A 12171-nucleotide genomic window follows, 5' to 3' on the forward strand; every position below is an offset into this window, starting at 1 on the left:
GTAGACGTTACGCTACGCCCCGAATGACGCAGGCCAGGCTCTCTGTTCCGGCGCCCACCATCATCGCGTGGAATCTGCACGGAATCCGTCAGCCGCCATTGTCAACGCCACCTTCGTCGCCAAGAATGAAGCATGCCGGTTTACGTGAGGTCCCTGGAAACTGCCGTACCGCCCACCGTCCTGGTCCAACCCGAGGCACGCGACGTTTTCGCCTCCCAGCCAGGCCTGACCCGGCTCGGCTCACGACTTGTCAGGACCTGCTTCGACTCCGCGGCCATCGACACGCGCTTCACCGCCGTAGCCGAACTGACCCTGGACAGCAAGGTCGAAAATCCGGCCTTCTTCGACCCCCGTACCGGGCAGGTCCTGAGTCCCAGCACCAAAGTCCGCAACGAGATCTTTGCCGTTGAAGCCACCAAGTTGTTCATCGAAGCCGCAAAGGCGGCCATCGGCAAGTGCCCGGATATCGACCTTCTCGACATCACCCACGTCATCACCGTTTCCTGCACCGGGTTCTTCAACCCGGGCCCCGACTACAAGGTGGTCAGGGCGTTGGGCCTCAGCCCCGCAGTCCAGCGGTACCACCTCGGCTTCATGGGTTGCTACGCGGCATTCCCGGCGCTGCGCGCGGCCCGGCAATTCTGCCAGGCCGATCCATCAGCCGTCGTACTGGTGATTTGCGCGGAACTTTGCTCACTGCACGTACGCACCTCGAATGATCCGGACACCATCATGGGTTCGGCGATCTTCGCGGACGGCGCGGCGGCCGCCGTCGTGACGTCCCGTGAGCCGGAAGGACCGGACCCGGCGATCAGGCTGGACCATTTCGAGACCGTCCTGACCCCGGTGGGCGAAGAAGCCATGGCTTGGAACATCGGAGACGAAGGCTTCGAAATGGTGCTCGGAACGTACGTGCCGCACATCATCGAAGAGCACATCACCGGCGCACTGGAGCCGTTGCTCGCCCGGGCTCCCGCATTCGCCGGACGCCCGTACCAGGACATCACCCATTGGGCCATCCATCCCGGCGGACGGAGCATCCTGGACAAAGTGGAGTCGAAACTCGACCTCAGGGAAGAACAAATGCTCCCCGCCCGGGAGGTCCTTCGGAATTTCGGAAACATGAGCAGCGCAACGGTGCTTTTCGTCTTGAAGCACATTCTCGAACAAGCCCCGGTGGAACGCGAAGAACCCATTTGCTCCATGGCATTCGGCCCGGGCCTCACTGTGGAGACGGGGCTCTTCACTAGGATCTCCCCTTCCTTGTGATGGTCGGGTTTCCCGGGTTCGGCGACTTCCTCCGAAAGCGCGACGCCCTCGCGGTCGAGGACATGGACCGCCCGGACTGCGAACCCGGGCGCCTCAACCGGAGCTACGCGCGGTTCCACCTTGTCAACGCGGTGGTTTCAGGCTGGAAGGGCACTTACGCGTCGCACATCAGGCCGCTGCTGACGACCTCGGAACCCACCACGGTGCTCGACATCGGGTGCGGTGGCGGTGACGTCGCAAGAAACCTGGCCCGCCGGGCCGCCAAGGATGGCTTCCGCATGGAGATCACGGCAATCGATCCCGATGAGCGCGCCTTCCAGTTCGCAAGCTCGGCTCCTCCGGTCGAAGGAGTGACGTTCCGCCAGGCGTTCAGTTCGGAGCTCGTGTCGGAAGGGCTGCGTTTCGATATCGTCATCTCCAACCACGTCCTGCACCATTTGACCCCGCAGCAACTCGCCGCACTTCTTCGTGATACCGAACAACTGTGCGGACGGCTAGCCTTACACAACGACCTCAAGCGCAGCCGAATTGCGTACGCGCTGTTCTGGGCTTCGTTCTGGCCGCTCGGGTTCGGTTCATACATCCACAGCGACGGGCTCACCTCCATCAAGCGCAGCTACACAATGCCGGAACTCCAAGCCGCCGCTCCCCCGTCCTGGACGGTGGAACGCTCCGGTTCCTGGCACAACATGCTGGTCTATCGCGTCGGAGAGGCCCCCGATGTTTGACGTTGTAGTTGTTGGAGCCGGTCCCGTCGGCCTGTACATGGCTGCCCTCCTTATGCGTGAAGGCCACCGGGTAGCGGTCCTCGAAAGACATATCTCACCGACCCGCCAGACACGGGCGATCGGCATCCACCCGCCGGCCTTGGCGGCACTCGACTCTGTCGGCGTCGCCGCCCCCTTGGTTTCCTCGGGAGTCCGCATTACGCGCGGGGCCGCTTACAGTGGGGGCCGCAAGGTGGCGGACATGGATTTTGCCCGCCCGGCTTCGGAATACCCTTTCATCCTTTCCGTGCCGCAGTACCTCACCATCGAAGCCCTCGAGTCGAGGGTCTCCGAGCTTGGCCCGCTGGCGCTCCACCGCGGCGTGCACGTTGAGGAAGTAGCCGACGACGGCGGGACGTTGCGTTTGCGGGGCCGGTTCCGGGACGCTCCAGTGGAGTTTCGGAGCCGGTTCGTCGTCGCCGCCGACGGAGTGCATTCAGCGTTGCGCGGAGGACTCGGGCTCGAACCACGTTTGCGGACCTATCCCGACTACTACGTCATGGGAGATTTCCGCGATGAGTCCATTTTCGGCGACACCGCTGTCCTCTTCCTCGAACCCGGAGGGATCGTGGAATCCTTCCCGCTGCCGGGCGGCATCCGGCGCTGGGTAGTCCGCCTTGGCACATCCTGCCCGGAACCAACCCCCGCCAAGCTTGCTGCCCTGATCCGGAATCGGACGGCCCATGCGGTGGATTCATCGAGCAACACCATGATCAGTGCATTTGGTGTCACTTCGCGCCTGGTTTCCCGCATGGTCCACGGCCGGATCGCTCTGATCGGGGACGCAGCCCATGAAATCAGCCCGATCGGCGGCCAGGGAATGAACTTAGGCTGGTTGGACGCTGCCGCCCTCGCTCCGCTTGTCAGCACCGCCTTGCGGACCTCCGCGAACCGGCCCATCCCAGCCGAAATCGCGCAATTCGAACGGTCCCGGCAAAGAGCTGCGAAGAAGGCGATCTGGCAGGCCAGCGTGAACATGGCGTTGGGCAGGCCCCTGCACCCTAAAGTGCTCAATGCGCGGAATGCGATGATCGGCCGCGCCATCACCTTGCCGGTCTTCTCCGAATTGGTGGCCAAGCGCTTCACCATGCATTAGCCACGGGAACCCCGCGCGGCCGCCTCACCAGGGCCAGGGCCGCATTGAACGGCCACAGTACAAAGCGAACTATGCTCAAGCCATGGAGTTCTCGACCCGCCCCTTGACCGTCGGCCCGGAGACGCCTTTTACTGCGCCGCAAATCCGCGACGTCATACAGCAGATCCTGGCAACAGAAGGCCTCCCCGCCATCGTGCAAGTCGGCCATCCGGTACTCCGGCAGCGCGCAGCACGTTTCGATGGCCAGGTCGACGACACAGAACTTGTCCAGCTCATCGAGCGCATGCGGGACGTCATGCATGCCGCTCCGGGCGTCGGCCTGGCTGCCCCGCAATTGGGAATTCCGCTTCAGCTTGCCGTTTTGGAAGACCGCTTCGACGTCGATCCGATCGCCTCGGAAGCCCGCCAGCGCACGCCTCTCGGCTTTTTCCCGATCCTGAATCCCACGTACGAACCTACCGGCACGTCGACGGCGTCGTTCTATGAAGGCTGCCTGTCCATGCGTGGATTCCAGGCCGTTGTGACACGTCACCGGGATGTCCGCCTGAACTACCAGCGTCCCGACGGAAGCACAGCTTCCGGGGACTTCACCGGATGGCAAGCCAGGATCGTCCAACACGAAACCGACCACTTGCACGGCGGCCTGTACTTGGACCGGGCCGAGCTGCGCTCGCTGTCAAACGACAGTGAATACAGGACCAATTGGGCGTATCCCGGAATCGAGGAAGCGCGCCTCGGCCTGGGCTTCCTCGACTCCTGACGAGGCCCGGCCGGTAGTTCCGCTTAGGCTCCGTCCTTGGAGGCCGGATTGGCCGCAGACGGCAGATGCTTGGCCCACCAGGAAAGAACGTGCTCGAACCTTTGCTTCCGGTGGTGCGGCGTCCCGGAACGTGACAACTCGTGGTCTTCTCCGGGAAAGAGGAGCAATGCCGTTTCGACGCCTTGCGCCTTCAGCGCGGCGAAATAGCGCTGCCCCTGTTCGACAGGGCAGCGAAGGTCGTTTTCGCTGTGGATCACCAACGTGGGCGTCCGGACCTTCCCCACGTTGGCCATGGGACTCTGGGCAATCATCTGCTCCGCCGAGCCACCGGTGTATTGGCCACCGAAGAACCAGCCAATGTCTGAGGACCCGGTGAAGCTCACGGGATCGAGGAATCCCCGCTCCACAATGGCGGCCCTGAAACGGTGCTCGTGCGCGATGACCCAGGCGGTCAAATAGCCACCGTAAGAGCCTCCCATGATGCCCACGGCGTCGCGGTCCATGACGGGAAAGGCTTCCAACGCACGGTCAAGGAATGTCAACACATCCGCCATGTCCACGGTGCCCATCTTTTCCTTGATGGCTCTCCCGTGTGCCTGCCCATACCCGGCAGATCCGCGGGGATTGCACATCACGACGGCGTAGCCCGCCTCGGCGTAGACCTGGGCTTCGTCGAAGAAAGCTCCGGTGTACTGGGCGAACGGACCGCCGTGGATGCTGAGGAGGACCGGGTGCGGACCGTGGCCTTCGGGGAGGACCACCCACCCGTGGACGGGGTATCCGTCGGCCCCGGCGGCGGTAAGTTCCTTTGGCTCAAAGATTGTTGATTCGTCGCGAAGCGCTTTGCCGAATCCTGTGAGCAAACGAAGTCCTTCGGGTTCCAGGATGCCGAGTTCTCCCGGACTTAACGCATCGCCCACGGTGACGGCCACCGCGTCCCCTCCGACTGACGCGCCCAAGACCACCCGTGACGCGTCGACGAGCACTTCGGTACCGCCGTCGGCCGTCCACTTGATCAGTTCAACGCCGCCGCGCTTGGTGTTGAACGCGAGAACCCCGTCAGACCCGGAGCGTTCAAGGCGACCGGCGGAAAAATCCTGGTTCTCGACATCGCTGAGCAACGTGGCCTGCCCGCCCCTGGCGGGCATCACGTAGAGCCCGGTATTCCTCGCAACGAAATCCAGGCCGTCGTCGCCGAGGTCCTGCGCGGTAAAGAACAGGTGTTCGCCGTCGTCGGATTCGCAAACGTCGTGGACCGCTTGAGCCGGCGAGCCCGGCCGCACCGCGACTGGCTCGCCGCCAGTCGCCGGGACGCGATACATCCCGGAGGCGATATCGGCGTCGTGCCCTTCATGGAGGGACGCGATGAAGTACACGCTCGCACCGTCCCGGCTGAAGGACGCAACAGTGTGGTCCGAACTGCCGAATGTCAGTTGCGCGGCCACCGGCAGCAAGCCGGACGCGTCGGAACCGGTGTCCTTCGCGGCCCTGCCTACCGGTGCCACGTACGGTTCGGATCCGGGATCGGGGATCTCGACCACGAACAGCTGCGCCGGCTTGTCCGCCGTATATCCGAGACCGTTGAGCCGGTACTGGTTGTCCGTCACGAGCCGCGCGTCTTCGCTTCCAGCACCGACGCCGTCGGTGGTCCCGTAACGGCCGTCTTCCGGAACGCGGGCCGAAAAGACAATGCGAAGCGAATCCGGGGCCCACGAAAACTCCAAGACCCCCAGTTTTTGGTCCGTCACCGCCTGCGGCTCACCGCCCTCCGCTTCAACGATATGCAGTTGGGGCTTGCCATCCGGAAGCGAGCGAAGGAAGGCCAATACCTTGCCGTCCGGCGAAAACCGAGGGGCTGTATCCCGGAAGCCGCGGGTGATCCGTCGAGGCGGAACCGCGGGGTCAAAATTGACGCTCCAAAGTTGGCCCACGTACGCGTCCGCGGTGAAGTCGGGGCGGGTGACAGAGACAACCGCGCGCGTGCCGGAGGGGTGGGCGGCCGGGGCGGAGACGGATTTCAAGAGGGGTAGCTGATCGGCTTTCACGTTCGTGAGCCTAGCTGCCGACCCTCCAGGGCGGCGGGCGCCACTCCGCCCACCGTAGGATTATCCATATGCTTTCCGATGCCGTCACTCGCCTGCGATGTCCCGTCTGCCAAGGCTCTTTCGACGCAGTTGGTACGGCTCATCTTTCGCTGAAATGCACCTCCGGCCACAGCTTCGATGCCGCCAAGCAAGGCTATTTCAACTTCCTGACGGGAAAGGGAACGGTCTTCGAAGCCGACACGGCCGAGATGGTCGCCGCTCGGAACGACTTCCTGGGCGCCGGCCACTACAAGCCCTTGGCCGAGGCGCTCGCGAAATTGTCCGCACCGGCATTGGAGCAACCAGGAGCAACCATCCTGGATTCGGGTACCGGTACCGGCCACTACCTCCGCGCTGTGCTGGACCTCGCCCCTGCTGCGGCAATTGGCATCGACATTTCGAAATTCGCCCTTCGCAGGGCGGCCAGGCTGAATCCAGAGGCCATCAACCTTGTCTGGGACATCTGGCGTCCGCTCCCGCTCGCCGAGCATTCGGTGGACGTAGTCACCGTGGTTTTCGCCCCGCGCCATCCCGCGGAATTTGCCCGCGTGCTCCGTCCATCAGGTCGCGTGATCGTGGTGACCCCCCGGCCTGGCCACCTTGCGGAGATTGCGCAGCGGACGGGAATGCTGGCCATAGAGCCCGGGAAGGACGAACGCTTGAGCGAGTCGATGCGGGAGTTCTTCGTGCAGGAGGAATCCCACGGCCTTGATATCGAGTTGATGCTCAGCGCGCGCGACGTCGCCGATGCCGCCTTCATGGGGCCGGCCGGCCACCACCTGGAGCGCTCAACGCTGCTCGCGTCGATGGACGGTGAGGGGGCCGTCCAAGCCACCGCGAAGTTCACCGTCACGGCCTTCCGGGGGCGCGGAAAAGGCGCCTAACGGGAAGCGCCGCGCCGGGCTACGATGGAGAAACAGGCACCTGTGATCATGCCGATGCAGTCCGGATCGGACTGGCTGGCGCTTCAGGTCCGGAACAGGGGGAACGATGTTCGAATGGCTTGGCAGCAACTGGTGGGCCTTATGGCTCACCGTCTTCCTGGCGTTCGCCGTAATTGAAATGCTCACGCTGGGCCTCTTCTTCATCATGCTCGGCGGCGGGGCCCTGGCTGCCGTCGTCGCCGACCTCGCGGGCGCGGACTTGTGGCTGCAGGTGGTGGTTTTCTGCATCGTATCCCTGCTCATGATCGCTTTTGTCCGTCCCATCGCGTTGAGGCACCTCCGCAAAGGGCCGGCCGAACAGCGCACCAACGTGGATCGCCTGATCGGCCAGCCGGCACTGGTGATGGAACCGGTCAGTGCCACGGCCGGCCTCGTCAAGATCGGTGGAGACGTATGGAGCGCCCGCAGCGCGGGCAACGTCATCGCCGCGGGCGAGACGGTACAGGTCGCCAAGATTGAAGGGGCGACGGCGGTAGTCACCTCACTTGCCGAAAACAGCCCGCGCTGAGTCCCGCGCGATAGCTTTCCGAACCGTGCGAATACCGGGAACAGGCGGTTTCGCTCCAAAGCCAACATCACGTGATTAGTTGGGGAATGAAGGAGATGTATGGATAGCTTGGGAGGATCCGCAGCAGCGATCGTGCTGCTCGTTCTCGTCATATTCGTAGTTATTGTATTGGTCCGCTCGATCAGGATCATCCCTCAAGCACGCGCCGGCGTCGTGGAGCGCCTGGGCAAGTACCAGCGCACGCTCAATCCCGGACTGACCATCCTGATCCCCTTTGTAGACCGGCTGCTGCCGCTGTTGGATCTTCGCGAGCAGGTTGTTTCCTTCCCACCGCAACCGGTGATCACCGAAGACAACCTGGTGGTGTCCATCGACACCGTGGTCTACTTCCAGGTCACGGATCCGCGCGCGGCGACGTATGAGATCGCCAACTACATCCAGGCCGTCGAACAGTTGACCACCACTACCCTTCGTAACGTGGTGGGTGGGCTCAACCTGGAAGAAGCCCTCACCTCGCGTGACCAGATCAACGGGCAGCTCCGCGGCGTCCTGGACGAAGCCACCGGACGCTGGGGCATACGTGTTTCCCGGGTGGAGCTCAAGGCAATCGACCCGCCCCACTCGATCCAGGACTCGATGGAAAAGCAGATGCGGGCCGAACGTGACCGGCGTGCTGCCATCTTGACCGCTGAAGGCACCAAACAGTCGCAGATCCTCACTGCGGAAGGCCAGCGGCAGGCTGCGATCCTTGCCGCCGAAGGTGACGCGAAAGCCGCCATCCTCCGTGCCGACGGTGAAGCGCAGGCCATCCAGAAGGTGTTCGACGCCATCCATAAGGGGAATCCGGACCAGAAGCTCCTGGCCTACCAATACCTGCAGACCCTGCCGAAAATCGCTGAGGGAACGTCCAACAAGCTGTGGATCATCCCGAGTGAGGTCGGTGAAGCCCTCAAGGGAATCGGAGGTGCGTTGGGCGGTGTCGACGGCGGAGCGGGAGTTGCGGACCTGTTCGGTGGCGCCGGCAAGCCCACGGCCGGACTGACAGAACCACCTTCCGCTGTTCCGGTGGCCTCAGGAGCATCAGCAACCGCGACGTCGGCTTCCAGGCACGCTGAATCGCCTCCCGGTCAAGCCAGCCAGCAGGGCGAATAGCAAGGATGTCGGGAAGGGATCGGCCGCGGCCGGTCCTTTCCTTTATCCGCCAACGTGGCCTGCACACCCCTCCTTTTTGTCCTCTTACCTTGCCTCCGCGTATAATGGTGTATTTGTCCGGCCGGTTCAGTCCGGGCGGAACATTTACGCTTGGTCAGGCGTTTCATCTATTGATGCAACGTGTGCATACAGTAGCCCGGGCGGCGTCCAGACGACGTCCGGCTAGCGTGGAGCCTGGCTCCGCGGACAGATAGAGGGAGTAATCATGAGCGATCGCAGCCTGCGGGGCATGCGTCTTGGCGCCCAGAGCATGGAAACCGAATCCGGTGTGGAGCCGGCACCTCGTCAGCGGGTTGAATACCGTTGCGCCGACGGGGAGCAGGTCTTCGTGACATTCTCTTCCGAAGCCGAAATTCCCCCTGTCTGGGTTTCGAAAACCGGCAAGGAAGCGCTTTTGGTTGATGGTGAACGCCCGGTGGACAACAGCGAGAAGGCCGTGCGCACGCACTGGGACATGCTTCTCGAGCGCCGCAGCCTCCCCGAGCTGGAGCAGATCCTCGAAGACCGCTTGAACATCCTGCGTGAACGCCGCGGAGAGCGCCGCTCGGCCTAATCGCGCATTCGACGCACAAAACAAAGACAAGGTCCGCACCCGTTCAGGGTGCGGACCTTGTCCTTTATCAAATCCAGTGCTGCGGGCTTTCTCCGGGGACGCGCTACTTCGAGACCGCGGATTTCTTCTTCCCGGTCAGCTTTTCCCAGCGCGCGGCCAGGCCCCATTTGGTGACGTTGATCATGGCCTCAACCACGATGTTGCCGCTCATCTTGGAAGCGCCGAGTTCGCGCTCCACGAACGTAATGGGACGTTCGACGATCGTCAATCCGAGCTTGGCGACGCGCCACGCCAGATCCACCTGGAAGCCGTATCCCACGGACTCCACGGCATCGAGGTTCAGCGCCTCGAGCGTGCTCCGCCGGAAGGCCCGGTAGCCACCTGTGATGTCTTTGACCTTCATGCCAAGCATGATCCGCGAGTAGGTGCTTCCCGTCCGGGAAATCGCCTGCCGGTAAAGGGGCCAGTTGACCGTGCCGCCACCGGGAACCCAGCGCGAACCCATCGCGAGGTCAGCGCCGTCGTTGATTGCTTCGAGCAACAGCGGCAACTGCTCGGGCTGGTGCGAACCATCTGCGTCCATCTCCACGAGGACGTCATAGCCGGCCGCCATGCCCCACTTGAACCCGGCAATGTACGCGGCCCCGAGGCCCTCCTTGCCCTTGCGGTGCAGGACATGGACCTGGCTATCCTCGGCTGCAATGCCGTCGGCGAGTTGTCCCGTGCCGTCAGGGCTGTTGTCGTCGACAACCAGGACATCCGAAGCGGGCACGGCCGCGCGCAGGCGTCCGAGCGTCTTGGGCAGCGATTCCAGCTCGTTGTACGTGGGGATGATCGTCAGGACACGCAAGAAGAGGCCTTTCCTTAAGGGAAGCGGTCAGTGAGCCGGAGAAGCAGCGAGGCTGGCATTCAGGCGCAACTCTCCATTATAGGGCGACTTTTTCGACCATCCCGCGCTCGTGTGGCGCCGGCCACAAGCAGGCTCGGCAACTCGTGGCCGCGGGCAGGTCCACCGGCCCAGGTCCAGTGCCGATCCCCGTTCCATCCCGGGACCGAACCGTTTTCTGCTGCGCGGCGGACCTGCCCACTACGAGTGCCGCGGTTCGGGAAACGCTGCGGCCGACGCGTCGCGCCGGCTGCACCGAACCACGGCCAGACAACCGGGTACTAGCTGTGGCAGCCTGTTGAGCCTAAATGCTACGGGCTTAACAATTCCTGTCAACCGTGCCTTGACCTGCGGATTCTCCCGAACTCGCAGGTCAAGCGGCCTTCAAGGCGAGCGGTTCTTTTTGACTATGACCGCAATGCGCCATTGGCGAAGAGCTCGCGGCCCTCCCGAACGGTCTGCAAGCACACGGGATCGCTCCCGCTGTCGAGCGCGGGCAGAAGGGGCGTCCGCGCACGCGGATCCGTCGACCACGACTGCACCCTGTCATCGGCCACCTGGACCATGAGTTCTTCGACTTCCCACACGGCGAAGCTCGCCGGTGCGCCCGGAACCAATTGCCCCAGGAGCGGGTTCCGCTGCCTGCTGGCCCGCCAGCCTGCACGCGTGTGGCCGAGGAAAGCGGCACGTGCTGAAATGCGTTGCGCAGGGTTGCTGTGCTCCAAGCAGGCCCTGACGCTCGACCAAGGCCGCAGCGGGGTCACGGGGCTATCGCTTCCAAAGCACACCGGTACGCCCTCCGAATAGTAGGACGCGAAGGGATTCATGGTGGTGCTCCGGGTGCCCAGGCGTTGCTCGTAGAGCTTCCCGGCCCCTCCCCAGGCGGCGTCGAAGGCGGGCTGCGCGCTCACCGTAATAGAGTATTTGGCAAGCCGGGCGCGATCCTCGGCGTCCGCCATCTCCACGTGCTCAAGGCGATGCCCTGCGGCACGAACGCGTTGCTCACCCACTTCCGCGGCGGCCTGGTCCAAGGCGTCCAATGCAGCCTTCAGTCCGGCGTCGCCAATCACATGGAAGCCGGCTTGGATGCCGAGCGTCGAACAAGCCGCAATATGGCGCGCCGCTTCATCCACTGACAGGTACAGCCCGCCGCGCTCACCAGGCGCATCCGCGTAGTCCTCGCTGAGAGCCGCCGTCCTGGATCCGATGGAGCCGTCGATGTTCAGGTCACCGGCCAGGCCGAGGACAGGAACTTCCAGGCGCCCGAGGATCTCCGCGGCGTGCTCGGTCGATGAGGCGAGCTCGCCCCAGTATGGCAATACCTCGGGCAGTGCCTCCGGTCCGCCGTTCCATGATGCCGAGAGCCGTAGGTCGTCGATGCTGCACAGGTGTGGGGCCGCCATTTCGGCCATAGCGACATAACCGTTCGCCGCTGCCTCACGGAGGGCAAGTTCCTGATAGCGTCGACGCTCGCCTTGCGGCATCTGCCGGGCCTGCAGGCGCGAGGCATTGTGGGCGGCCCGCAAGACCCTCGCTCCGCCGTCGTGCCCGTCCATCCCCTCGATGCCCGCCGCGGCCGCGAGCGACGACGACACCAGGCCGGAATGGGCGTCGACGCGTGCGAGGTACACCTTGCGGCCACCTGCGGCGCGTTCAAGTTCATCCTGCGTGGGCAGGCTGGCGTCGTCCCACAGCGATTCGTCCCAGCCGTTCCCGAGCACCGTTCCGTCAGAACCAATGGTTGCGGCGGCGCGGGCGACGGCGTCAAGCAGCTCGCGGGCCGAACGCACCTCGGCCAGTTGCAAAGAATCAGCCGCGATTCCCGTCTCGCTGAGGTGCACATGGGAATCGACGAATCCGGGGGCGAGCAATGCGCCGCGGAGGTCGATGATCTCCATCGAGGAATCGGCGACCGAGCTCGCGGCCTGCTCCGAACCAACCCATGCGACCGTATCGCCGTCCACAAGCATGGCGGTCGCGAACGGATCCGCAGCGGTATAGACGGAGCCGTTGCGGTACATCGTGACCTTGCGCTGAGGCATGTCGGCGGGAAGGCCTGGAAGGGTCATGGAGTTACTCCTAGGTGGAAGCT

Annotated in this window: 11 protein-coding genes; 8 read left to right on the forward strand and 3 right to left on the reverse strand. The window is 63.8% G+C overall.

Annotation, left to right across the window (positions count from 1 at the left end; genetic code table 11):
• Positions 1–132 precede the first annotated feature (132 nt).
• The 4 genes from ABCW42_RS11520 to ABCW42_RS11535 all read left to right on the forward strand — a co-directional run bounded on the left by ABCW42_RS11520 (position 133) and on the right by ABCW42_RS11535 (position 3892).
• Complete coding sequence (locus tag ABCW42_RS11520) at positions 133–1269, forward strand: type III polyketide synthase (protein WP_423181384.1); 1137 nt, start codon at positions 133–135, stop codon at positions 1267–1269.
• Positions 1269–1997, forward strand: a complete 729-nt coding sequence (locus ABCW42_RS11525; protein WP_423184870.1) for a class I SAM-dependent methyltransferase — start codon at positions 1269–1271, stop codon at positions 1995–1997. Before ABCW42_RS11520 ends, ABCW42_RS11525 begins: the two co-directional genes overlap by 1 nt.
• The gene (locus ABCW42_RS11530; RefSeq protein WP_423181385.1) at positions 1990–3132 is read left to right on the forward strand and encodes an FAD-dependent oxidoreductase; all 1143 of its coding nucleotides are present in this window, start codon (positions 1990–1992) and stop codon (positions 3130–3132) included. Before ABCW42_RS11525 ends, ABCW42_RS11530 begins: the two co-directional genes overlap by 8 nt.
• A gap of 82 nt (positions 3133–3214) precedes the next feature.
• The gene (locus tag ABCW42_RS11535) at positions 3215–3892 is read left to right on the forward strand and encodes a peptide deformylase (RefSeq protein WP_423181386.1); all 678 of its coding nucleotides are present in this window, start codon (positions 3215–3217) and stop codon (positions 3890–3892) included.
• 23 nt (positions 3893–3915) lie between these two features.
• Here the strand turns inward: ABCW42_RS11535 and ABCW42_RS11540 are convergent, their stop codons facing one another.
• The gene (locus ABCW42_RS11540) at positions 3916–5937 is read right to left on the reverse strand and encodes a S9 family peptidase (RefSeq protein ID WP_423181387.1); all 2022 of its coding nucleotides are present in this window, start codon (positions 5935–5937) and stop codon (positions 3916–3918) included.
• A 68-nt stretch (positions 5938–6005) separates the two neighbouring features.
• Here ABCW42_RS11540 and ABCW42_RS11545 point away from each other — a divergent pair, with 68 nt between their 5' ends.
• The 4 genes from ABCW42_RS11545 (at position 6006) to ABCW42_RS11560 (ending at position 9193) form a co-directional block, all read left to right on the forward strand.
• Entirely contained in the window at positions 6006–6860 is an 855-nt protein-coding gene (locus ABCW42_RS11545) for a methyltransferase domain-containing protein (protein WP_423181388.1), read from the forward strand.
• Positions 6861–6966: 106 nt separating this feature from the next.
• Positions 6967–7428 carry an NfeD family protein gene (locus ABCW42_RS11550; RefSeq protein WP_423181389.1) on the forward strand — a complete coding sequence of 154 codons (462 nt, stop codon included), beginning with the start codon at positions 6967–6969 and terminating at the stop codon, positions 7426–7428.
• Positions 7429–7527: 99 nt separating this feature from the next.
• Positions 7528–8580, forward strand: coding sequence for an SPFH domain-containing protein (locus tag ABCW42_RS11555; protein WP_423181390.1), 1053 nt, complete (start codon positions 7528–7530; stop codon positions 8578–8580).
• Positions 8581–8845: 265 nt separating this feature from the next.
• Positions 8846–9193 carry an RNA polymerase-binding protein RbpA gene (locus tag ABCW42_RS11560; protein ID WP_133205872.1) on the forward strand — a complete coding sequence of 116 codons (348 nt, stop codon included), beginning with the start codon at positions 8846–8848 and terminating at the stop codon, positions 9191–9193.
• Positions 9194–9296: 103 nt separating this feature from the next.
• Here the strand turns inward: ABCW42_RS11560 and ABCW42_RS11565 are convergent, their stop codons facing one another.
• Both ABCW42_RS11565 and ABCW42_RS11570 read right to left on the reverse strand, forming a co-directional pair.
• Entirely contained in the window at positions 9297–10043 is a 747-nt protein-coding gene (locus ABCW42_RS11565; RefSeq protein ID WP_423181391.1) for a polyprenol monophosphomannose synthase, read from the reverse strand.
• Positions 10044–10486: 443 nt separating this feature from the next.
• A complete protein-coding gene (locus tag ABCW42_RS11570; protein WP_423181392.1) occupies positions 10487–12148 on the reverse strand; it encodes an amidohydrolase in 1662 nt (553 codons plus the stop codon).
• Positions 12149–12171 lie beyond the last annotated feature (23 nt).

Origin of the sequence: Arthrobacter sp. NyZ413, assembly GCF_049390645.1 — a bacterium.
In the GTDB taxonomy this organism is placed as follows: Bacteria; Actinomycetota; Actinomycetes; order Actinomycetales; family Micrococcaceae; genus Arthrobacter.

Bases quoted from the DNA above. Each gene is read 5' to 3' on its own strand.
- ABCW42_RS11520 (WP_423181384.1), top strand. From the start codon at position 133: ATGCCGGTTTACGTGAGGTCCCTGGAAACTGCCGTACCGCCCACCGTC.
- ABCW42_RS11525 (WP_423184870.1), top strand. From the start codon at position 1,269: ATGGTCGGGTTTCCCGGGTTCGGCGACTTCCTCCGAAAGCGCGACGCC.
- ABCW42_RS11530 (WP_423181385.1), top strand. From the start codon at position 1,990: ATGTTTGACGTTGTAGTTGTTGGAGCCGGTCCCGTCGGCCTGTACATG.
- ABCW42_RS11535 (WP_423181386.1), top strand. From the start codon at position 3,215: ATGGAGTTCTCGACCCGCCCCTTGACCGTCGGCCCGGAGACGCCTTTT.
- ABCW42_RS11545 (WP_423181388.1), top strand. From the start codon at position 6,006: ATGCTTTCCGATGCCGTCACTCGCCTGCGATGTCCCGTCTGCCAAGGC.
- ABCW42_RS11550 (WP_423181389.1), top strand. From the start codon at position 6,967: ATGTTCGAATGGCTTGGCAGCAACTGGTGGGCCTTATGGCTCACCGTC.
- ABCW42_RS11555 (WP_423181390.1), top strand. From the start codon at position 7,528: ATGGATAGCTTGGGAGGATCCGCAGCAGCGATCGTGCTGCTCGTTCTC.
- ABCW42_RS11560 (WP_133205872.1), top strand. From the start codon at position 8,846: ATGAGCGATCGCAGCCTGCGGGGCATGCGTCTTGGCGCCCAGAGCATG.
- ABCW42_RS11570 (WP_423181392.1), bottom strand. From the start codon at position 12,148: ATGACCCTTCCAGGCCTTCCCGCCGACATGCCTCAGCGCAAGGTCACG.